This is a genomic window from Hydrogenophaga sp. L99 (genome assembly GCF_058731905.1).
Window position 1 is genome coordinate 2,692,964 of the sequence record NZ_CM178972.1, and the last position, 22,395, is coordinate 2,715,358.

Annotated in this window: 20 protein-coding genes; 7 read left to right on the top strand and 13 right to left on the bottom strand. The window is 63.3% G+C overall.

Translation table 11 applies throughout. The annotated features are described in order from the left end of the window. Positions 1-103: 103 nt before the first annotated feature. The 9 genes from aspS to AC4QBL_RS12840 all read right to left on the bottom strand — a co-directional run bounded on the left by aspS (position 104) and on the right by AC4QBL_RS12840 (position 11,577). On the bottom strand, positions 104-1,906 hold the full coding sequence (aspS, locus tag AC4QBL_RS12800) for an aspartate--tRNA ligase (RefSeq protein WP_472907058.1): 1,803 nt from the start codon (positions 1,904-1,906) through the stop codon (positions 104-106). 48 nt (positions 1,907-1,954) lie between these two features. Next, positions 1,955-2,644, bottom strand: coding sequence for a DUF502 domain-containing protein (locus AC4QBL_RS12805; protein WP_472900345.1), 690 nt, complete (start codon positions 2,642-2,644; stop codon positions 1,955-1,957). A 10-nt stretch (positions 2,645-2,654) separates the two neighbouring features. Further along, complete coding sequence (locus AC4QBL_RS12810) at positions 2,655-3,005, bottom strand: FmdB family zinc ribbon protein (RefSeq protein ID WP_472907057.1); 351 nt, start codon at positions 3,003-3,005, stop codon at positions 2,655-2,657. A 185-nt stretch (positions 3,006-3,190) separates the two neighbouring features. Beyond that, entirely contained in the window at positions 3,191-4,756 is a 1,566-nt protein-coding gene (gene ubiB, locus AC4QBL_RS12815; protein WP_472907056.1) for a ubiquinone biosynthesis regulatory protein kinase UbiB, read from the bottom strand. Then, complete coding sequence (locus tag AC4QBL_RS12820) at positions 4,753-5,400, bottom strand: ubiquinone biosynthesis accessory factor UbiJ (RefSeq protein WP_472900342.1); 648 nt, start codon at positions 5,398-5,400, stop codon at positions 4,753-4,755. The genes ubiB and AC4QBL_RS12820 overlap by 4 nt, the downstream gene beginning before the upstream one ends. A gap of 67 nt (positions 5,401-5,467) precedes the next feature. Beyond that, positions 5,468-6,451, bottom strand: a complete 984-nt coding sequence (locus AC4QBL_RS12825) for a Tim44 domain-containing protein (RefSeq protein ID WP_472907055.1) — start codon at positions 6,449-6,451, stop codon at positions 5,468-5,470. Positions 6,452-6,493: 42 nt separating this feature from the next. After that, on the bottom strand, positions 6,494-7,225 hold the full coding sequence (gene ubiE, locus AC4QBL_RS12830; RefSeq protein ID WP_472907054.1) for a bifunctional demethylmenaquinone methyltransferase/2-methoxy-6-polyprenyl-1,4-benzoquinol methylase UbiE: 732 nt from the start codon (positions 7,223-7,225) through the stop codon (positions 6,494-6,496). 17 nt (positions 7,226-7,242) lie between these two features. Next, positions 7,243-7,656 (bottom strand): gamma-butyrobetaine hydroxylase family protein, encoded by a 414-nt coding sequence (locus tag AC4QBL_RS12835; RefSeq protein ID WP_472900339.1) that lies wholly within the window; start codon positions 7,654-7,656, stop codon positions 7,243-7,245. 27 nt (positions 7,657-7,683) lie between these two features. Beyond that, positions 7,684-11,577, bottom strand: a complete 3,894-nt coding sequence (locus tag AC4QBL_RS12840) for a DUF3683 domain-containing protein (RefSeq protein WP_472907053.1) — start codon at positions 11,575-11,577, stop codon at positions 7,684-7,686. 115 nt (positions 11,578-11,692) lie between these two features. On the opposite strand from AC4QBL_RS12840, the gene ugpQ reads away from it, so the two are divergent. Further along, positions 11,693-12,463, top strand: coding sequence for a glycerophosphodiester phosphodiesterase (ugpQ, locus tag AC4QBL_RS12845; protein WP_472907052.1), 771 nt, complete (start codon positions 11,693-11,695; stop codon positions 12,461-12,463). A gap of 6 nt (positions 12,464-12,469) precedes the next feature. Here the strand turns inward: ugpQ and AC4QBL_RS12850 are convergent, their stop codons facing one another. Further along, complete coding sequence (locus AC4QBL_RS12850) at positions 12,470-12,739, bottom strand: hypothetical protein (RefSeq protein ID WP_472900336.1); 270 nt, start codon at positions 12,737-12,739, stop codon at positions 12,470-12,472. Between the two features lie 48 nt (positions 12,740-12,787). Between AC4QBL_RS12850 and hemA the strand changes: the two genes are divergently transcribed. From hemA to AC4QBL_RS12875, 5 genes are all read left to right on the top strand, one after another. Further along, a complete protein-coding gene (gene hemA / locus AC4QBL_RS12855; protein WP_472900335.1) occupies positions 12,788-14,059 on the top strand; it encodes a glutamyl-tRNA reductase in 1,272 nt (423 codons plus the stop codon). An 88-nt stretch (positions 14,060-14,147) separates the two neighbouring features. Further along, positions 14,148-15,236 (top strand): peptide chain release factor 1, encoded by a 1,089-nt coding sequence (prfA, locus tag AC4QBL_RS12860; RefSeq protein ID WP_472907051.1) that lies wholly within the window; start codon positions 14,148-14,150, stop codon positions 15,234-15,236. A gap of 19 nt (positions 15,237-15,255) precedes the next feature. Beyond that, complete coding sequence (gene prmC / locus AC4QBL_RS12865; protein ID WP_472907050.1) at positions 15,256-16,107, top strand: peptide chain release factor N(5)-glutamine methyltransferase; 852 nt, start codon at positions 15,256-15,258, stop codon at positions 16,105-16,107. A gap of 53 nt (positions 16,108-16,160) precedes the next feature. After that, the gene (gene grxD / locus AC4QBL_RS12870; protein WP_439112809.1) at positions 16,161-16,484 is read left to right on the top strand and encodes a Grx4 family monothiol glutaredoxin; all 324 of its coding nucleotides are present in this window, start codon (positions 16,161-16,163) and stop codon (positions 16,482-16,484) included. A 213-nt stretch (positions 16,485-16,697) separates the two neighbouring features. Further along, positions 16,698-17,702, top strand: a complete 1,005-nt coding sequence (locus AC4QBL_RS12875) for an AAA family ATPase (protein WP_472900332.1) — start codon at positions 16,698-16,700, stop codon at positions 17,700-17,702. A gap of 33 nt (positions 17,703-17,735) precedes the next feature. Here the strand turns inward: AC4QBL_RS12875 and AC4QBL_RS12880 are convergent, their stop codons facing one another. Beyond that, a complete protein-coding gene (locus tag AC4QBL_RS12880) occupies positions 17,736-18,416 on the bottom strand; it encodes a lytic transglycosylase domain-containing protein (RefSeq protein WP_472907049.1) in 681 nt (226 codons plus the stop codon). Then, positions 18,413-20,158 carry a proline--tRNA ligase gene (locus AC4QBL_RS12885; protein ID WP_472907048.1) on the bottom strand — a complete coding sequence of 582 codons (1,746 nt, stop codon included), beginning with the start codon at positions 20,156-20,158 and terminating at the stop codon, positions 18,413-18,415. The genes AC4QBL_RS12880 and AC4QBL_RS12885 overlap by 4 nt, the downstream gene beginning before the upstream one ends. 188 nt (positions 20,159-20,346) lie before the next feature. Here AC4QBL_RS12885 and AC4QBL_RS12890 point away from each other — a divergent pair, with 188 nt between their 5' ends. Further along, positions 20,347-21,006, top strand: a complete 660-nt coding sequence (locus AC4QBL_RS12890) for an RNA pyrophosphohydrolase (protein WP_472900329.1) — start codon at positions 20,347-20,349, stop codon at positions 21,004-21,006. Positions 21,007-21,223: 217 nt separating this feature from the next. Here AC4QBL_RS12890 and proB read toward each other — a convergent pair whose 3' ends face one another. Continuing rightward, positions 21,224-22,387 (bottom strand): glutamate 5-kinase, encoded by a 1,164-nt coding sequence (gene proB / locus AC4QBL_RS12895; RefSeq protein WP_472907047.1) that lies wholly within the window; start codon positions 22,385-22,387, stop codon positions 21,224-21,226. Between the last annotated feature and the right edge of the window lie 8 nt (positions 22,388-22,395).

Genomic DNA, 22,395 nt, shown 5'->3' on the forward strand with positions numbered 1-22,395 from the left:
GTCAAAGCGTCTCAAACAAGACCGTCAACAGACTGTGATTGTGCTGCGATAGTTCCCAGCGAACCAGCGCTGGGCCCAAGCTCTCATGAACGACCGGACAAACTCAGACTGTCTTCGCCAGATCCACGTTGCGCAGGCGGATGTGCAGTTCGCGAAGCTGTTTTTCATCCACCAGACTGGGCGCTTGCGTCAAGAGGCACTGGGCGCGCTGGGTCTTGGGGAAGGCGATCACGTCGCGGATCGAGTCGGCACCGGTCATGAGCGTGACGATACGGTCCAGGCCAAAGGCCAGGCCGCCGTGGGGCGGAGCGCCGTATTGCAATGCGTCGAGCAAGAAGCCAAACTTGATCTGCGCTTCTTCGGGCGTGATCTTCAGTGCGTCAAACACTTTTTGCTGCACGCCAGCGGTGTGGATACGCACCGAACCACCGCCGATTTCCCAGCCGTTCAAGACCATGTCATAGCCTTTGGCAATGCACTTCTCGGGTGCGGTGACCATCCAGTCTTCGTGGCCGTCTTTGGGCGCGGTAAAGGGGTGGTGCACGGCGGTCCAGCGGTCGGCTTCTTCGTCGTGTTCAAACATGGGGAAGTCCACCACCCACATCGGTGCCCAGCGGGCTTCGAACAGGCCGTTTTTCTTGCCCAGCTCGCTGTGGCCGATCTTGATGCGCAGCGCGCCGATGGCGTCGTTCACCACCTTGGCCTTGTCGGCGCCGAAGAAGATGATGTCGCCGTCTTGCGCGCCGGTGCGCTTCAAAATCTCGGTCACGGCCGCGTCGTGCAGGTTCTTCACAATCGGGCTCTGCAGGCCGTCGCGGCCTTTGGCCACTTCGTTGACCTTGATCCAAGCCAGGCCCTTGGCGCCGTAGATTTTGACGAAGTCGGTGTAGGCGTCGATTTCGCTGCGGCTGATTTCCGCGCCGCCGCGCACGCACAAGGCCACCACTCGGCCGTTCTTCATCGTGGCCGGCGCGCTGAACACTTTGAAATCCACGTCGGCCATCACGTCGGTCAGCTCGGTGAATTCGAGTTTGACGCGCAAGTCGGGCTTGTCGGAGCCGAAGCGGTGCATGGCTTCGCTGTAGGCCATCACCGGGAACTCGCCCAGGTCCACACCCAGGGTGTTCTGGAACACGGTTTTGATCATGCCCTGGAACATGTCACGGATGTCTTCCTCGGTCAGGAACGAGGTTTCAATATCGATCTGCGTGAACTCTGGCTGGCGATCGGCGCGCAGGTCTTCGTCGCGGAAGCACTTGGTGATCTGGTAGTAACGGTCGAAGCCGGCCACCATGAGCAGCTGCTTGAACAGCTGGGGCGACTGCGGCAGCGCGAAGAAGTGGCCGTCGTGCACGCGGCTGGGCACGAGGTAGTCGCGAGCGCCTTCCGGTGTGCTCTTGGTCAGCATCGGGGTTTCGATGTCGATGAAGCCGTTGGCATCGAGAAACTTGCGCACTTCCATGGCCACGCGGTAGCGCAGCATCAGGTTGTTTTGCATGTACGAGCGGCGCAGGTCCAGCACGCGGTGCGTGAGGCGGGTGGTTTCGCTCAGGTTGTCGTCGTCGAGCTGAAACGGCGGCGTCACCGACGGGTTGAGCACCTTGAGTTCGTGGCACAGCAGCTCGATCTTGCCGCTCTTGAGGTTGTCGTTGGTGGTGCCGTCAGGGCGCGCGCGCACCAGGCCGGTGATCTGCACGCAGTATTCGTTGCGCACGTCTTCGGCCACCTTGAACATGTCGGCGCGGTCGGGGTCGCACACCACTTGTACGTAGCCTTCGCGGTCGCGCAGGTCGACAAAAATGACGCCGCCGTGGTCGCGTCGGCGGTTGACCCACCCGCACAGGGTCACGGTCTGGCCCAGCAGGGCTTCGGTCACAAGACCGCAATAGTGGGTACGCATAGCCATGGCAATTTTTCTTTCAACAGTGTCGCCACCGAGGTGGCGGGGAAACATTCAGGACGGGGTGTTGGTGGCGCTGGCCGCAGCCATTTGCGCCACTTGAAGTTGGGCATTGTTCGGCCCGCCAGGCACGATCACACCCATGGAAACGATGTAGGTCAGCGCGGCATCGACGCTCATCTGCAGTTCGACACAGGCGCTTTTGCGCACCATCACAAAATAGCCGCCGGTGGGGTTGGGCGTGGTGGGCACAAAAACGCTGTAAAAATCATCTTGCGGGCTGGCGCCACCAGGCTGCGCCTGCAATTGGCGCAACACATCACCCGCAGGAGCGCCGGTCAAAAAGGCGATGGTCCACATGCCTTCGTGAGGCCACTGCACCAGCAGCGCCTTGCGAAAAGCGTTGCCTTTTTCAGAAAACAGGGTGTCCGATATCTGTTTGACGCCGGAATAAATGGAGCGCACCACCGGAATGCGGTGCAGCAAGGCGTGCCACCAGTGCACCAGCTTGTTGCCAATGATGTTGGACGCCAACGCGCCAATGGACAGCACCACCGCCAGGGCAAACACCACCCCCAGCCCGGGCACATGCACGCCCAGCAACTGGTCGGGATGCCAGTTGACGGGCAAGATATGCAGCGTCTGGTCCAGCGTGGTGACGACCCAGTCCAGCACCCACAGGGTGATGATCAGGGGCACCAGAACCAGCAGGCCAGCGAGCAGCCATTTGCGCAAGGAGGGCATCAGGGCGGTCTCAGGTGGACGTCGTCGAGCCTGATGATGGCGCCGGCGAGGCAGCGGGAGCCGCGGCCGGTGCCGCAGCAGGAGCCGGCGCCGCGGTGGAGGCACCGGCAGGCTTGGCTGCTTCAGCCGCAGCCGGGGCAGCACCCTCTGCGGACACGGCCGGCGGGGTGGCGGTGTTGCCACCGCGAAAATCGGTGACGTACCAGCCTGAGCCCTTGAGCTGGAAGCCGGCAGCGGTTACCTGCTTGCGAAAACTGGGCTGACCGCAGGCTGGGCAAACGCTCAGCGGGTCATCGGACATTTTTTGCAACACGTCCTTGGCATGGCCGCAGGACTCGCACTTGTAGGCATAGATGGGCATGACGTGAACCAGTAGGGGACTCGGGGTCGCTTCGGCAAATGCAGTGGCCAGGGGCCGGGCCGTCATTCGCCGAAGGGAAGTTGAACAAAACCCGACATTATAAATTGGGGGTCCGGCGCTGTGCCGTCCACCGGTCAGGCACTTGGCCGCTCGGCAGTCCGTGCAGGGGGTGCGGTCTCAGCCACTCACCACAGGCGCACGCGCACCAGCAGCTGCATGACGAGCAAACCCAGCAAGAAGCCCAGTCCGCCATACAAAATGGCCTGCAGCAAACGGTTGGTGCGGCGCTGTTCGGTCAGCAAGCTATCGAGTTCGCGGCGCAACTCGTGGGGTTTGTGCTGCAGGTAGTCGTGCAGCAGCCGCGGCAGCGCAGGCAGCAGCTTGGCGTATTGCGGGGCTTCGGCCTTGAGTTGCTCCAGCAACTTCTTGGGGCCCAGCTGGTCCACCATCCACGTTTCCAGGAAAGGCTTCGCGGTGTTCCACAGGTCCAGCTCGGGGTCCAGGTCGCGGCCCAGGCCCTCGATGTTGAGCAGGGTTTTCTGCAACAGCACCAGCTGCGGCTGGATCTCCACCTGGAAACGGCGCGAGGTCTGAAACAGGCGCATCAGCACCATGCCCAGCGAAATTTCTTTCAGGGGGCGATCGAAATACGGCTCACACACGGCACGAATGGCAGACTCCAACTCGTCCACCCGCGTGTCACCCGGCACCCAGCCCGACTCGATGTGCAGCTCGGCGACCCGCTTGTAGTCGCGGCGGAAGAAGGCGGTGAAGTTTTGCGCCAGGTATTCTTTGTCGAACTCGGTGAGCGTGCCGACGATGCCGAAATCGAGCGAGATGTAGCGCCCAAACGTGGCCGGGTCCACACTGACCTGGATGTTGCCCGGATGCATGTCGGCGTGAAAGAAGCCGTCTCGAAAAACCTGGGTGAAAAACAGGGTCACGCCATCGCGCGCCAGCTTGGGAATGTCCACCCCCAAGCGGCGCAACTCGTCCACCTTGTTGATGGGCAGGCCGTGCATGCGCTCCATCACCATCACCTCGGTGTGGCAGTAGTCCCAGAGCATTTCGGGAATGAGCACCAGGTCCAGACCCTGCATGTTGCGGCGCAGCTGGGCCGCGTTGGCGGCCTCCCGCACCAGGTCCAACTCGTCGTGCAGGTATTTGTCGAACTCGGCCACCACCTCTTTGGGTTTCAGGCGCTTGCCGTCGGCCGACAAAGCGTCCACCCAGCCGGCCATCATGCGCATCAGGCTCAGGTCTTTGTCGATGACCGGCAGCATGTTGGGCCGCAGCACCTTGACTGCGACCTCGCGTCCGCCATGGCGGCCATCGCGCAGGGTGGCAAAGTGAACCTGTGCGATGGACGCACTGGCCACCGGCACCTGCTCAAAGTGCGAAAACACCGCGTCCAGCGGTTTGCCAAACGCGCGCTCGATGGTGGCCACCGCCACCGCGCTGGGAAACGGTGGCACACGGTCTTGCAGGCGGGCGAGCTCGTCGGCAATATCGGGTGGCAGCAGGTCGCGGCGGGTGGACAGCACCTGCCCGAACTTCACGAAGATCGGCCCCAGCCGCTCAAGTGCCTCACGCAGGCGCTGGCCGCGCGGTGCGTCCAGATTGCGGCCAATGGAAACAATGCGCGTCAGCAGCCGGATGCCGCGGCCCCGAAAGCTGGAGAGCACCAACTCGTCCAACCCATAGCGCAGCACCACCCAGACAATGAACGCGCCTCGAAACAAGCGATTCATGCGGCGGTTCCGTCAGCACCTGGGGCGGTTGCAGCCGGTGGGGCTTCGGCGGGTGCCGGTGGAGCGCCTGGTGACGCAAAAGGCGGCCGGGGGAAACCTTCGGGCTTGCGTGCCACGAACGACTTGACGGCCTGCGCCGCCGAACGGGCAAAACGCGTCAGCGTGTGGGCGGGGGCGTCGCCCACGAACCGCGACAGGTCTTCTTCTGGGTCCCAGCGCACGTTGTCCACCAGCCAGGCCACCTCGGCCGCCAGTTGCACATCGCCCTGAATGTCCACACCGGGCTTGTCACCGGCCAGCACCGTCTGCGCCAGGGCCAGGGGTGAAGTCTGGGTCAGGGTCACCCGCAGTTCGGGCTGGGCGTCGGGCGCTGCGCGTTCGAGCAGGCCCGCAGCGGTGGGGGTGAGCGTGAGGTGAAATTCGCCCCACTGCATCTTCACCGGTTTGCCTTTTTGGCGCCGCAGACGGTCTTGTGCGGCTTTTTCCTGCATGAGCACATGGTTGAGAAACAGAACGATGCGGTTCTGCAACTCATCCACCACCCAGTCAGGCGGCCTCACGGCACCCAGCAGGGATTGCAGGAAATTGGGAAGGGAGCCGCCAGTGGACGGTCCAGACGAAAAAACGGGGGGTTCATTTTTCATGACCCCCCGATTTTGACGGATAAAGCCAGGCGCAACGGGTGCGCGGGGCTCTTGTTTGCGACGGCGGCTACTGCAACGCCTGAACGCCCGCCACCAACCAGCCACCCGACCCGTTCTTGGGGCGGGTGATGTTCCAGACCTCACGGAAAGGATTGGGCCCGGCTGACACGTCTTCCCGGATCAAGCCCGAAAATTCGACGCTGGCCATGTAGCCCGCATCCATTTCTTCGATACCCAGCAAATGGGCTTCCAGCATCACCACCTCGGTCTTGTTGACCGTGCCACCACCCGAGCGCTCCCGCTCAGACAGCTGGCTCTGGATCTGCTCCAGCATGCCATCGGTCATCATGGCGCGCAGACTGGGAATGTCTGAACGGTCCCAGGCGTCTTGCAGGCTGAGAAAGTTGGCCTTGGAAGCCTTGAGAAAGCCTTCGGCATCAAAACCGGCGGGAACGCCCCACCCCTGCGATCCCGACAAGGACGAGCCGATCATGGAACCACCGGCTGCGGCATCAGAAGCGCCAGCATGGCTCTCCCACGGGCGGGCAGAGGCGTCATTGCCCACGTTCTTCGGGCTGTAACCCCGCGGCGTGGCGGGGTCAAACTGAGAATTGCCGCCACCGGCAGCCGCCTGGTAGGCCAGCCCCGAGGACCCTGCGCTGGCGCGGCGGCGCATCAGCATGCCGACCACGGCGATCACCACGGCGGCGAGCAACGCAAACAGGAGGAACTGGGCAAAACCTTCACCCAGGCCGAGGCTGGAGGCCAGCCAGGCCAAACCGAGGCCTGCCGCCAAGCCGCCCAGCATGCCGCCCCAAGCGCGCTTGGGTGCAGGCGCTGCAGCCGTGCTGGCGGCGGCGGGGCGCACAGCGGCATTTTGTGTGGGTGCCGGCGCAGCCTGCTGCGCAGGCGGCGTGCTGCTGCGCTGCGTCACATTGCCCGACTGCTTGCCAAACGACAAACCGCCGCCGAGGCGCTTGGCCCAGACGTCCTGAGCGCCCACGACCATGGCACACACCAGCACCACCGACCACAATGTTTTGTTACCCATCTTTGTCCCCCCAGACGAAAAAACCAACCGACCCATATCAGATCAACATTTGATCCCCATGTGTAGAGCCACCACACCCGCCGACAGGTTGTGCACGTCCACATGCCCAAACCCGGCACCCTTCATCAACTGCCGCAGCTCTTCTTGCCCGGGGTGCATGCGAATGGATTCGGCCAGGTAACGGTAGCTGTCCTCGTCGTTGGCCACCAGCCGCCCCAGCTTGGGCAGGATGTTGAACGAATACCAGTCGTAAGCTTTTTCAAGTGGCTTGGCCACCCGGGAAAACTCCAGCACCAGCAACTTGCCGCCCGGCTTCAGCACCCGCTGCATCTCGGCCAGCGCGCGGTCTTTGTGTGTCATGTTGCGCAAACCAAACGCCACCGACACAAAGTCGAACGCGTTGTTTTCAAATGGCAACTGTTCCGCGTCGCACACCAGCGTGGGCAACACCACACCCAGATCGAGCAGGCGGTTGCGCCCTTCGCGCAACATCGCCTCATTGATATCGGTATGAACCACGCGACCTGTAGGGCCCACCTTCTTGGCGAATGCCAGCGACAGGTCGCCGGTACCGCCAGCAATGTCCAGCACCTGGTCACCTGGCTGAGGGTTGGCAACCGTCAAGGTGTAGCGCTTCCAGACGCGGTGCAGGCCAGCCGACATGAGATCGTTCATCACGTCGTAGCTGGGTGCCACCGAATCGAACACGCTGCGCACGTGCTGCGCTTTTTCGCGCTCGTCAACCGACTTGAAACCGAAGTGTGTAGAGGCCATACAACAATCCTAAGCGGTTAATGGCTACCACAGGCGCTCCCGCCCTTCGCCGCCATGGGCGCATCGCGTTCCATGCCGGCCGCTTGCAGGCGGGCGTTGTAATCGGCCCACAACTCGGTTTGTTTGGAGCCTAAAAAGTACAGGTAGTCCCAGGAAAAAATGCCGCTGTCATGCCCGTCCGAGAACGTGGGTTGCACCGCGTAGTTGCCCACCGGCTCCAGCGCGATGATGCCAACCTCGCGCTTGCCGGTCTGCAGCACTTCCTGCCCCGGGCCGTGGCCCTGCACTTCAGCCGACGGCGAATACACGCGCATCAGCTCAAACGGCACATGAAACTCGCTGCCGTCGGAAAAGCCAATTTCCAGCACCCGCGATTGCTGGTGCAGGGTGATGGATTGCGGCGTGGGGGTGTTTTTGTCAAGTCCGGCCATGGTGTCTCCTGTTGTCGCTGGGTGGAATCAAACGAGAACGCGTTCGATGCCGCCTTCATTGGCCTTGGCCACGTATTCGGGCAACCAATCTTTGCCCAAAATCTGGTTGGCCATTTCGACCACGATGTAGTCGGCTTCAAGCAAGCCGTTGTTGAGGTCGTCGCCGTAGCGTGTCAGGCCCTGCAGGCAGCTCGGGCACGAGGTCAGCATCTTGATGTTGGCGGTTTCGCCCACCGTGCCGGCCGCGCGCAAAGCCGCTTCGCCTTTTTTGATCTCTTCTTCCTTGCGAAAACGGATCTGGGTCGAAATGTCGGGCCGGGTCACGCCCAGCGTGCCGCTTTCGCCACAGCAGCGCTTGCTCTCCAGCACGTTGTCGCCCACCAGCGCCTTCACCGTCTTCATCGGGTCCTGAAGCTTCATGGGGCTGTGGCAGGGGTCGTGGTAGAGGTAACCGCCCTGCCCGGCTGGCAAGGTGATGCCTTTTTCGAGCAGGTATTCGTGGATGTCGATGATGCGGCAGCCCGGGAAGATCTTGTCGAATTCGTAGCCCTGCAGCTGGTCGTAGCAGGTGCCGCAGCTCACGACCACGGTCTTGATGTCCAGGTAGTTCAGCGTGTTGGCCACGCGGTGGAACAGCACCCGGTTGTCAGTGATGATTTTTTCCGCCTTGTCGAACTGCCCCGAGCCGCGCTGCGGGTAACCGCAGCACAGGTAGCCCGGCGGCAGCACGGTTTGCACACCGGCATGCCACAGCATGGCCTGCGTGGCCAGGCCCACCTGGCTGAACAGCCGCTCGGAACCGCAGCCGGGAAAGTAAAACACCGCCTCGGTCTCGCTCGTGGTGCCCACCGGGTTGCGGATGATCGGCACGTAGTCCTTGTCCTCAATGTCCAGCAGCGCGCGGGCGGTTTTCTTGGGCAGGCCGCCAGGCATTTTCTTGTTGATGAAATGGATCACCTGCTCTTTGATGGGCGCCGGACCCAGGGTGGCTCGGGGCGCCGCCGTCTGCTTGCGCGCGACCCGCTTGAGCAACTGGTTCGCCAGGCGCTGTGCCTTGAAGCCCACGTCCACCATGGCCGAGCGCATGAACTTGACGGTCTCGGGGTTGGTGGCGTTCAGGAAGAACATGGCCGCCGCATTGCCCGGGCGGAAGCTCTTCTTGCCCATCTTGCGCAACAGGTTGCGCATGTTCATGGTCACGTCGCCAAAGTCGATCTTGACCGGGCACGGACTTAAGCACTTGTGGCAGACCGTGCAGTGGTCGGCCACATCTTCAAACTCTTCCCAGTGCTTGATGCTGATGCCGCGGCGGGTTTGCTCTTCGTACAGAAAGGCCTCCACCAGCAGCGAGGTGGCCAGAATCTTGTTGCGCGGGCTGTAGAGCAAATTGGCGCGCGGCACATGCGTGGCGCACACCGGCTTGCATTTGCCGCAGCGCAAGCAATCTTTGACCGAATCGGCGATGGCGCCAATGTCGCTCTGCTGCATGATCAGCGACTCGTGACCCATCAAGCCAAAACTCGGCGTGTAGGCATGGCTCAGGTCAGCACTGCGCAGGTTGCCATCAGCGGCCAAGCCTTTCACGCCTGAAATATCGCGCAGCAGCTTGCCTTTGTTGAAGCGGCCTTCAGGGTCCACCTTGGCCTTGTATTCCGCAAAGGGGCGCAGCTCTTCGTCGGTCAAAAACTCCAGCTTGGTGATGCCAATGCCGTGCTCGCCCGAGATCACGCCGTCCAGGCTGCGCGCCAGCACCATGATGCGGGCCACCGCTTCGTGTGCGGTTTGCAGCATCTCGTAGTCGTCGCTGTTGACCGGGATGTTGGTGTGCACGTTGCCGTCGCCGGCGTGCATGTGCAGCGCCACCCACACACGGCCTTTGAGCACGCGCTTGTGAATGGCCGTGCATTCGGCCAGGATGGCGCCAAACGCCGCACCGGTAAAAATTTGCTGCAGCGGCGCGCGGATCTGCGTCTTCCAGCTGGCGCGCAGGGTGTGGTCTTGCAGCTGCGGGAACAGCGTGTCCACATCGCGCAGCCAGGTGGCCCAGAGCGAACGCACTTCGCGCACCAGCGCCAGCGCCTGCTGCACGCGGTCTTCCAGCAGCTCGGCACTCGGAATGTCGTTCGCGTCGTCGGTCTTGCCCAACGGCAGGTTGCCTTTGACAAAGAAGGTTTCCAGCGCTTCACACAGCTTGAGCTTGTTGCGCAGCGACAACTCGATGTTGATGCGCTCGATGCCCTCGGTGTACTCGCCCATGCGCGGCAGCGGGATCACCACGTCTTCGTTCACCTTGAAGGCGTTGGTGTGCTTGCTGATGGCCGCGGTGCGCTTGCGGTCGAGCCAGAATTTCTTGCGCGCTTCGGCGCTGATCGCCACAAAACCTTCGCCGCTGCGGCCGTTGGCCAGACGAATCACCTCGCTGGTGGCGCGGGCCACGGCGTCGGCGTCGTCGCCCACGATGTCACCCACCAGCACCATTTTGGGCAGCGTGCCGCGTTTGCTCTTGGTGGCGTAACCAACCGCCTTGAGATAGCGGTCGTCCAGGTGCTCCAAGCCGGCCAGGATGGCGCCGCCCGGGCGCTTCATCTCGGCAAACATGAAGTCCTTGATGTCGACGATGGACGGCACACAGTCCTTGGGGTTACCGAAGAACTCCAGGCACACAGTGCGCACGTGCTCGGGCATGCGGTGCACCAACCAGCGCGCGCTGGTGATCAGGCCGTCACAGCCTTCTTTCTGAATGCCCGGCAAGCCGGCCAGGAACTTGTCGGTCACGTCCTTGCCCAGACCTTCCTTGCGGAAGGTGGCGCCCGGAATCACCAGCTGTTCGGTGCGAACGGGCGTCTTGCCGTTGGCTTCGAAATACCTCAATTCAAAGGTGGCCACCTCGGCGTCGTGAATCTTGCCGCGGTTGTGATCCATGCGCGTGACTTCGAGCCACTGCGCCTGCGGCGTCACCATGCGCCAGCTCACCAGGTTGTCCAGCGCCGTGCCCCAGAGCACGGCCTTTTTGCCGCCGGCGTTCATGGCGATGTTGCCGCCCACGCACGAAGCTTCGGCCGAGGTCGGGTCCACCGCAAACACATGGCCCGCGCGCTCGGCCGCGTCGGCCACGCGCTGCGTCACCACACCGGCCTCGGTCCAGATCGTGGGCAGCGCTTCGGCGTGGCCGGGCACCTGCACGAACTCCACCTCGGTCATGGCTTCGAGCTTTTCGGTGTTGATCACCGCGCTTTTCCAGGTCAACGGGATCGCGCCGCCGGTGTAGCCGGTGCCGCCGCCGCGCGGCACGATGGTCAGACCCAGCTCGAAACAGCCGCGCACCAGTTCGGCCATCTCGACCTCGGTGTCGGGAGTGAGCACCACGAACGGGTATTCCACGCGCCAGTCAGTCGCGTCGGTCACATGGCTGACGCGCGAGAGGCCGTCAAACTTGATGTTGTCGTGGGCGGTGAGCTTGCGCAGCGCCTTGGTGGCGCGCTGGCGCAGCGCGGCCATGTCTTCAAACGAACGGGCAAACGCATCGACCGCGCTGCGTGCAGCGGCGAGCAGCTCGCCCACCAAGGCGTCGCGGGCCTGGTCGTCTTGCGGCGTGCGGCGCTTGGCCACTTCGCCCAGGCGGTGGTGCAATGCATCCACCAGCTGCTTTCGGCGCTTGGGCGTGTCCAGCAAATCGTCTTGCAAATACGGGTTGCGCTGCACCACCCAAATGTCGCCCAGCACCTCGTACAGCATGCGGGCCGAGCGCCCGGTGCGGCGCTCGCCGCGCAGCTCATCAAGCAAGGCCCAGGCGCGCTCGCCGAGCAGCCGCATCACAATTTCACGATCCGAAAAAGACGTGTAGTTGTAGGGGATTTCGCGCAGACGCGGCGCGTCGTCGGTGGCGTTTTCGAGGAGCGAAAGCGGGGTGGGAGCGTTCATGGGAAGTAGGCTGCCAGCAGAAAGAGCTGAACGGGCGATGGTACCGCAGGGCCACATACACATACCCGGGCGCTGGGTACTGGCACACTCTGAAAACACACGCTTCAAACCGTCCATGCAACCCGACGACTCACCCCTGGCAACCCCAAACCGGCCCTGGCCCTACCCGCGCTGGATCGCCCACCGCGGCGCAGGCCTGCTGGCGCCAGAAAACACCTTGGCCGCGTTGCGGCTCGGTGCTGCTCACGGCTACCGCATGTTTGAGTGCGACGCCAAACTGAGCGCCGACGGCGTGGCCTTTTTGCTGCACGACAGCACGCTGGAGCGGACCACCAACGGCCAAGGCGTGGCGGGTGATCTGGAATGGGCGGTGCTCAGCCAGCTCGATGCCGGCGCCTGGCATTCAACTGCCCACGCCGGCGAACGCCTGCCCACGCTGGCTGACGTGGCGCGTTGGTGCATCGCCAACGGCCACTGCCTCAATATTGAGATCAAGCCCACACCGGGCACCGACCTGCACACCGGCCGCGCTGTGGCCCTGGCGGCCGCGCAGCTTTGGGCGGGCCATGCCCAACCGCCTCTGCTCACCTCGTTTCGGCCCGAGGCCTTGGCCGGCGCCCGGGAAACCGCCCCGGCCCTGCCCCGCGGCCTGTTGCTGGAAACCCTGTGGCCAGGCTGGCAAAACGCCGCACAAACCCTGGGCTGCCAGGCAGTGGTGTGCGAACAAGGGCTGTGGAGCGAAGCGCTCATGCACCAAGTGCGTAGCGCCGGTTGGCGCAGCCTGGCCTACACCGTGAACGACGCCACCGCCGTGCAGCGGCTGCTGGCGCTGGGCCTGGACGGCATCATCACCGACCGGGTGGACCGGTTTGCACCCGACCGCTGAACCGGCTCAGCGCCGCCGCATCCACCAGCCCAGCGTGCCTTGCACCAGCACCAGCGCCGCGTAGGTAGCCATTTTTCCGTCGCGACCAAAAAACACCAGCCCAGCCAGCAGCACAGCCACACCGGCTGCCAGCAACACCGTCAGATCGATCGCACGGCTCCAGCGCGCCACGCGTCCTTTGCTCGACCACTGGGGCGCCAGCCACAAGACAAAGCCGACCACCAGTGCGGGTGCGATGAAGCCCGCAACATGCGCCAGGAAGGCAAAGAAATTCATTGTGTGTGGGCCGGGACGTGCATAAGCGATCAATTTTATAATCTGCACATGTCTGTCTGGGCGCTCGGCATCAACCACCACACGGCTCCGCTTGATCTGCGGGGCCGGTTTGCGTTCGCGCTCGACCAAATTCAGCCCACGCTGCACGGTTACCGCCAGAGCCTGGCGCGCCAGCCCGAAGCCACCCTGCTGTCCACTTGCAACCGCACCGAGCTGTATGGCGCGGGCGACCAGGCCGCCGTCGAGCCCACCCTGGAATGGCTGGCCCAGACCGGCGGCGTCAGTACCCACGTGTTGCGCGACCATGCCTATGTGCTGCGCGAAGACGACGCCGCGCGCCATGCGTTTCGCGTGGCCAGCGGCCTCGACAGCATGGTGCTGGGTGAACCACAAATTTTGGGTCAGATGAAAGACGCGGTGCGCGCCGCCAGCGACGCCGGCGCCCTGGGCTCCACGCTGCACCAGCTGTTTCAGCGCTCGTTTGCGGTGGCCAAGCAGGTGCGCACGTCCACCGAAATCGGCGCGCATTCCATCAGCATGACCGCCGCTGCCGTGCGCCTGGCGGGCCAGTTGTTTGAAGACCTGCAGGACATCCGGGTGCTGTTTGTGGGCGCTGGCGAGATGATTGAGCTCGCCGCCACCCATTTCGCTGCCAAATCGCCCAAAAGCATGGCGATAGCCAACCGCACCCTGGAGCGCGGTGAAAAGCTGGCCGGCCGCTTTGGCGCCGAGGTGATGCGCCTGGCCGACGTGCCCGACCGCCTGCACGAATTCGACGCCGTGATCAGCTGCACCGCCAGCACCCTTCCCATCATCGGCCTGGGCGCGGTGGAGCGGGCTTTGAAAAAGCGCCGCCACCGCCCGATGTTCATGGTGGACCTGGCCGTGCCGCGCGACATTGAAGTGGACGTGAAAGAGCTGGACGACGTCTACCTCTACACCGTGGACGACCTTGCCGCCGTGGTGCAGACCGGCAAGGACAGCCGGCAGGCCGCCGTGGCGCAGGCCGAAGTCATCATCGACGCAGGCGTGCTCAGTTTCATGCACTGGCTGGAGCAACGCGACCCAGCCAACGGCGTGGTGCCCCTGATCCAGCAGATCAACGCCCAGGCCGACGAATGGCGTGCCGCCGAAATGGCCCGCGCCCGCAAGCTGCTGGCCAAGGGTGAGCCGGTGGAAGCCGTGCTTGAAGCCCTGTCACGCGGCCTGACGCAAAAAATGCTGCATGGCACCTTGGCCGAGCTGCACACCGGCGACAGCGCCGCGCGCGCCGCCACCGCGCAAACGGTGTCGCGCCTGTTTCTGCGCGAAAAATCCTAGCGCGGCGCGGGCTTGCCCAGCGGGTGCGTTGCCTGGCAACGCCCTGTTGCGGTGCGCCAACCGCTGATGGTCCAACCCACACACCTTCATGAAGCCCTTCGTCCACGACACCCTGATGCGCCAGCGCGTGCGCCTGCACGAACTGGACGCACTGCTCTCAGCCCCCGACGTGGTCGACAACATGGACCGCTTTCGCACCCTGAGCCGCGAACACGCCGACGCCTCGTTGATCGTGGACGTGTTCAACCGCTACCTGCAACGCGAAGCCGACCTCGCCTCGGCCGAAGGCATGCTGCAAGACCCCGACATGGCCGAGATGGCGGAAGAGGAAATACAGAGTGCCAAGGCCGAGCTCGGCCAACTCGACGCCGAACTGCAACAGCTGCTGCTGCCCAAAGACCTGGACGACGAACGCAACGCGTTCATGGAAATCCGCGCTGGCACCGGTGGTGACGAATCGGCTCTGTTTGCGGGCGATCTGGCCCGCCTGTACACCCGCTACGCCGAACGCCAGGGCTGGCAGGTGGAGGTGGTGAGCGAATCGCCCAGCGAACTCGGCGGCTACAAAGAAGTGGTGCTGCGCATCGCCGGGCAAGGCGCCTACGGCAAGCTGCGCTTCGAGTCCGGTGGCCACCGGGTGCAGCGCGTGCCCGCGACCGAAACGCAAGGCCGCATCCACACCAGCGCGGCGACGGTGGCGGTGATGCCCGAGCCCGACGAAACCGAAGCCGTCAAGCTCAATCCGGCCGAGCTGCGCATCGACACCTACCGCGCCAGTGGTGCCGGCGGCCAGCACATCAACAAAACCGACTCTGCCGTGCGGGTCACCCACCTGCCCACCGGTATCACCGCCGAATGCCAGGACGGCCGCAGCCAGCACAGCAACAAAGCCAAGGCGCTGCAAGTGCTCACCGCGCGCCTGCAAGAAAAAGACCGCAGCGAGCGCGCCGCCAAGGAAGCTGCCACCCGCAAGGGCCTCATCGGTAGCGGCGACCGCAGCGACCGCATCCGCACCTACAACTTTCCGCAGGGCCGCCTCACCGACCACCGCATCAACCTGACGCTGTACAAGCTGCTGATCGTGATGGAAGGCGACCTGGACGAAGTCGTTCACGCGTTGCAGGTGGCGCGCGGCACCGAACTGCTGGCCGAACTCGAACAGCGCAACAGCCTGTGAGAGGCAGAGTCTTTCGCCCATGAACGCCACACCCACCCTGCGCGATACGCTGCAGCAAGCCCAACGGCAGGGCCTGGAACGCCTGGACGCCCAGATGCTGCTGCTGCACGCCGTGGGTCGCTCGCCACACGACCGCGCCTGGCTGATGGCCCACGACAGCGACATGCTCCATGAAGGGGTCGCAAACCGCTGGCAGGCGCTGCTACAGCGCCGCCAAGCCGGCGAGCCCGTGGCCTACCTGCTCGGCGAAAAAGCCTTCTTTGGCCTGAACCTGGCGGTGGACGCCCGGGTGCTGGTGCCGCGCCCGGACACCGAGGTGTTGGTGGAATGGACGCTGGACGTGCTGCCTGCCGCTGGGGGTGACATGCCACCCTGCGTGCTCGATCTCGGCACGGGCAGCGGTGCGATCGCGCTGGCGCTGGCCCGGCAACGGCCCGACGCCCAGATCCACGCCACCGACGCCAGCGCGGACGCCCTGGCCGTGGCCCAGGCCAATGCCACCCAACTCGGGCTGTCGGTGCTGTTCCACCGTGGCCACTGGCTGGGCGCTGTGCCTGGCCTGCGTTTCAATGTGATCGCCAGCAACCCGCCCTACATTGCCGAGGGCGACCCGCACCTGGCCGCCCTGCGGTTTGAACCCAGTTCTGCCTTGGCGGCTGGCCCCGACGGCCTGGACGACATCCGAACCATCATCAACCAGGCGGACCAAGCCTTGCTACCCGGCGGGTGGCTGCTGCTGGAACACGGCCACGACCAGGCAGAAGCGGTGCGAGCGCTGCTGTTGCACGCCGGATTCGAGCACATCAGCAGCCGCAACGACCTTGCGGGCATTGAACGCTGCAGTGGCGGGCGCTGGCCTCAGCAGCGATAATTGACCATTTTTACGGGTTATTGAACACCCAACCGCAAAAGGACCCATCTGCCATGAGCGACGCCCAAATCCGAATCGACCAACTGGTCAAATCCAACGACATCGTGCTGTTCATGAAGGGCAACGCGAGCTTCCCCATGTGCGGCTTTTCAGGGCGCGCCATTCAAATCTTGAAGGCCTGCGGCGTGGACCCCAAAGCGGTGAAGACCGTGAACGTGCTGGAAGACGACGGCGTGCGCCAGGGCATCAAGGAATACAGCAACTGGCCCACCATTCCCCAGCTGTACGTCAAGGGCGAGTTCATTGGTGGCTCGGACATCATGATGGAGATGTACGAATCGGGTGAGTTGCAGCAGGTGATCACCGGCGAAGCCTGAAGACACGCTGCAGCCAGCGAGACCTAGAAAAGCCACCCTCGGGTGGCTTTGTGCTTTCTGGCGGGTGCCTGTGGCGCGCGTCTGGTGCATTTTCGGGCGACGAACCAGGCAATTGCCCTTGAAGCCCGGTTTTTGTGAGGCTTTTCCTGCATTGAGATCGGGCACGTCTTGTGCTTGAATGAAAGCGTCGCCGAAACCCACAAGGAGAACCGCATGAGCTCACGCAGCCTGGTCGCTTCACCCTCCCTCGGTCTGCCCATCGCCCAGATGCGCAGCGTGTTCAGCGCCGACGATGTCGAGCGCAAACTGCACAAGCTGCAAAACAGCGGCAGCGAACGCGAGTACGAAAGCCTGCGCAGCACCTACCAACGCATGCTGGAGCGCGGCCCGCAGCGCTTCGCCGTCAAACCGTCGGGTGTGCCCGACATGGCACCGTTGTACGATCTGCTGCCCAATTTTGGTGAGGTACTGGACGACGTGAAGCGCCACGTGGCCCTGAGCCAAGACAGCCGCGACAGCCTGGAGGTCACGCCCATCTTGCTGCTTGGGCCGCCCGGCGTGGGCAAAACCCATTTCGCCCGCCAGATCGCCGACCTGCTCGGCACCAGCATGAGCCTGGTGCCCATGAGCTCCATGACCGCTGGCTGGCTGCTGTCGGGCTCGTCATCACAATGGAAAGGTGCCAAGCCGGGCAAGGTGTTTGAAGCCCTGGTGGACGGCCAGTACGCCAACCCGGTGATCGTGGTGGACGAAATCGACAAAGCCAGCGCGGACGCGCAATACGACCCGTTGGGCGCGCTCTACAGCCTGCTGGAGCACGACACGGCGCAAAGCTTTGTGGACGAATTCGCCGAAGTGCCCATTGACGCAAGCCAAGTGATCTGGATCACCACCGCCAACGACGAGCGTGCCATTCCCGAGCCCATTCGCAACCGCATGAATGTGTTTGAAATCGCGCCTCCCTCGCCCGATGCAGCCCGCAAAATTGCAGCCCACCTGTACCGCGGTATCCGCAGCGAACACGATTGGGGCCAGCGCTTCGACCCGGAACCCGCAGACGACGTGTTGGACCAACTCACCGGCTTGGCGCCGCGCGAAATGCGCCGGGCGCTGGTCACGGCTTTTGGCAATGCACGTCTGGACAACCGCTACAACATGGAGGCGGACGATCTGCCGCGGCATGGCGCCGGCAAAAGCCGCATTGGCTTCCTGCAATAACGCTTGCGGCTGGTGCTTGGGGCAAACCGACGCTCAGGCGTCCGGGTGCACCCAGTTTTTGGCGGCGGCGTACACCGCATTCGGGTATTTGTCGCGGCCACGGCTGCCGTTGTAACGGCCCAGGGCCAGGAACGAGTCGCCTCGCTCGCGGTCCAGGTAGTGCCGCAAAATCACACAGCCGAAACGCAGGTTGGTCTGCATGTTGAACAACTTGCCGGCATCACCGTCACCAATCAGGCGCGACCAGAACGGCATGATCTGCATGTAACCCCGTGCACCCACGCTGGAGATGGCGAACTTGCGAAATGCACTTTCCACCTGAATCAGTCCCAGCACCATCGTGGTGTCCAAGCCCGCCCGGCGCGACTCGTACCAGACGGTCTGCAAAAACTCGATCCGCGTTTGAAAGTCGGTTTTCCTGCGGTGCAAACGGTCGCTCATGGCCCCCAGCCAACGCAGGTGCGCCAGGCGCGCTTCCAAACTTGAAAATTCGGGCACTGGCGGTGCATGGTTGGAAATGGCGGCAATCAGAGCGCCCCGCACCGAGTCGGCCAAAGGCTCTTCCAGCTGACCTCCCGCGGCTGCCAACGGTATCCCTTGCAGCCCCAGCCCTGCACCCCACGTAGCCACAGACACCAGGCATTGGCGGCGGTTCACCCGCGGTCCATCTGCCGTGGTCCCTGGCAGGCCCGCTTGCCCAACCAGCGCAATCATTGCCCCAGTTTGCCCTTCAGCATCTCAAGAATGTCGGCAGCCGCCACCTGGGTGGCTGCTGCGTCACGGCGGTGCTGGTATTCCACCTGGCCTGCCTTCAGCCCACGGTCGCCAATGGTCACGCGGTGTGGCACGCCAATCAGTTCCCAGTCGGCAAACATGGCGCCCGGGCGTTCGCCACGGTCGTCCAGAATCACATCCACGCCGGCCGCCAGCAACTGTTCGTACAGTTGCTCTGATGCGGCCTTTACCTCTGGGCTGCGGTCCATGCCAATCGGGCAAATCACCACGGTAAACGGAGCCAGCGTATCGGGCCAGATGATGCCGCGATCGTCGTGGTTTTGCTCAATGGCCGCTGCGGGCAAGCGGGTGATACCGATGCCGTAACAGCCCATTTCGAAATGCGCCGGCTTGCCGTCTTCGCCCAGAAACGTGGCACCCATGGCGCGCGAGTATTTGGTGCCGAGGTAAAACACATGGCCCACTTCAATGCCGCGTTCAATTGCCAGCACACCCTGGCCGTCCGGCGAAGCATCGCCCTCGACCACGTTGCGGATGTCGGCCACCAGATCAGGCTCTGGCAAGTCGCGCGCCCAATTGACGCCGGTCATGTGGAAATCAGCCTCATTGGCTCCGCAAATCCAGTCGGCCATCACCGCCACCTCGCGGTCAGCGATCACCTGCACGGGCTGCTTCAGGTTCACCGGGCCCAGGTAACCGGGCTTGCTGCCAAAGTGGGCCTCAATTTCGGGCACGGTGGCAAAGCGGAAGCCCAAATCGAGCCCAGGCAACTTGCCGACCTTCACCTCGTTCATGTCGTGGTCACCACGCAGCAGCAGCAGCCAGATGCGCGACTTCACAATTTCGTCGCGCTCGTTGATCTCGTCGGTGGCCAACACCAGCGACTTCACCGTGCGGGCCAGCGGCACGCCCAGCAACTCGGCCACGTCGGCGCAGGTGCTCTTGCCCGGCGTTGGCGTCTTCACCATCGGGTTGGCCGCTGCCGGACGCGCACCGGCGGGTGCCAGCGCTTCGGCTTTCTCCATGTTGGCGGCGTAATCGCTGGTGGGGCAATACACGATGGCGTCTTCGCCGGTTGCGGCGATCACCTGAAATTCTTCACTCAGGTCGCCACCAATGGCACCGCTGTCTGCGGCCACAGCGCGGTAGCGCAAACCGAAGCGGTCAAAGATGCGCCGGTAGGCGGCTGCCATCGTCTGGTAACTGCCCTGCGCGGCATCACCGTCCCGGTCAAAGCTGTAGGCGTCTTTCATGATGAACTCGCGCCCGCGCATCAAGCCAAATCGCGGACGGCGTTCGTCACGGAATTTGGTCTGGATCTGGTACAGATTTTTCGGCAGCTGTTTGTAGCTGCGCAGTTCCTGGCGCGCGATGTCCGTGATCACCTCTTCGCTGGTGGGCTGCACCACAAAGTCGCGCCCATGGCGGTCCTTGATGCGCAGCAACTCCGGCCCCATTTTCTCGAAACGACCCGTTTCCTGCCACAGCTCTGCCGGCTGGATCACCGGCATGGTGAGTTCAACCGCACCGGCGCGGCTCATCTCCTCGCGCACGATGGCCTCCACCTTGTGAATCACCCGCAAACCCATCGGCATGTAGCTGTAGATGCCAGCACCGAGCTTCTTCACCATGCCCGCACGGGTCATGAGTTGGTGGCTGACAACCTCGGCGTCCGCCGGGGCTTCCTTGAGGGTCGTGATCAGGAACTGGGAGGCTTTCATGGGATCGGCTGCCACGTTGGCAGAGGTGAGGTTGGCAGATGGGGAGGGATCGCACCACAGCGTTGGCGGTATGCCCGGCAGACTAGGGCATACCCGCATGCGTTCGGCCGCAATACAGGTGGGTGATCACTTCGCAAGCCCCGGTTGGCGATGCATAATGAACACAGTTTAAAAATTTGGGGTTGATTATGCTTGACAGAGAAGGCTTCAGGCCCAATGTCGGCATCATTCTGCTCAACCAGAGAAACCAGGTGTTTTGGGGCAAGCGCATCCGCTCCCATTCCTGGCAGTTTCCGCAGGGTGGTATCGACCGGGGCGAGACACCCGAACAGGCGATGTACCGCGAGCTGCACGAGGAAGTGGGTTTGATGCCTGAACACGTGAGTATTGTGGCCCGCACGCGGGACTGGTTGCGCTACGAGGTGCCTGACCGTTTCATCCGGCGCGACGCGCGCGGACACTACAAAGGACAAAAGCAGATCTGGTACCTGTTGCGCTTGGTTGCGCAAGATTGGAACCTGAACCTGCGCGCGACCAGCCACCCGGAATTTGATGCTTGGCGCTGGCACGACTACTGGGTGCCTCTCGACGTGGTAGTTGAGTTCAAGCGCGGTGTCTACGAAATGGCACTGACCGAACTCGCGCGCTATCTGCCGCGCAACGACACCCGCAACCGCTTTCTTCGCGGTGGCATGCGCCAGCGGATGACCGATGACGGCCCACCCAACATGCCTTTTTCGAGCATGCCCCAAGGGCTGGAACTGCCACCGGGCGCCAGCTTTGACCCCGATCCGCAGAGCGACAACCGGGCGCAAGAGGCCTGGGCTCAACACGGCGAAATCAAATAGGCTGGGACCCGTGCCGAGGGGGTGGCGTTAGCCAACCGCGGGAAATAGGTGTTGTGTTGGGCTGCGGCAGTTCAGCATGCCCCCGCACAGCTTAAAGCTGCTGGGCAACGGATTTTTGAAACGCAAGCGGTCAACCGGAGCGGGGAACCTGCGAGGAAACGGACTGCGCCAATGGCGCTTGTCAAAGAGACGACCTTCGGCCGGCCCCGAAATAACGTCAACCGCGGGCCAGCACCAGGTTGTCGCGATGAATCATTTCGGGCTCGGCCGAATATCCCAGCAGACGCTCGAAGTCGCTGGAAGCCTTGCGGCAGATCAGTCGCGCTTCCGAACTGGCGTAGTTCGCCAAGCCACGGGCAATTTCCTGACCGCTGGCGTCGCGCACAGCAATCACGTCGCCGCGCGAAAAGTCACCCTCCACGGCGGTCATACCAATGGGCAACAGGCTCTTGCCTTCGCTCACGATCTTGCCCACTGCGCCAGCGTCCACACACACCGAACCACGCAATTGAAGATGGTCAGCCATCCAACGCTTGCGTGCCTGGTTCTTGGGCGTCTGCGCCAGCAAGCAGGTGCCAATCGCTTCCCCGTCGCACAGACGCATCAACACCTGCGGCTCACGCCCCCAGGCGATGACGGTCGAGGCACCCGAGCCAGCAGCCCGCTTGGCAGCCAGAATCTTGGTGATCATGCCACCCTTGCCAATGCCCGAGCCAGCGCCCCCAGCCATCGCTTCCAGCAAGGGATCGCCCGCACGGGCAACGTGAACAAACTGCGCCGCCGGATCGCGCCGCGGATCTGCCGTGTAAAGACCCTTTTGGTCGGTCAAAATGACCAGGGCATCGGCTTCGACCAGGTTGGCCACCAGCGCACCCAGGGTGTCGTTGTCGCCAAACTTGATTTCATCGTTGACCACGGTGTCGTTTTCGTTGATCACGGGCACCACACCCAGCTGCAACAGCGTGAGCAGCGTGGATCGGGCGTTGAGGTAGCGCTCGCGATCAGCCAGGTCAGCGTGCGTCAACAGCACTTGCGCACTGCCCACACCGCATTCACGCAGCTTGGTCTCGTACATCTGCACCAAACCCATTTGACCCACGGCAGCCGCCGCCTGCAGCTCGTTGATTTCCTTCGGCCGCACGGTCCAACCCAGGCGCTTCATGCCCTCGGCCACAGCACCGCTGCTGACCATGATCAGCTCTCGACCATCTTTGACCAAGGCCGCCAGCTGCTGGCTCCACTGGCCAATGGCCTCTTCGTCGAGACCTCGGCCTTCGTTCGTCACCAGGCTGGAGCCCACCTTGACCACGATTCGGCGGGCGTTCTTCAGCAGCGCGGACTGGGCGACCTGCTGGGCATTCGGGGAAGCATCAAGCTGCATGTGCGTTC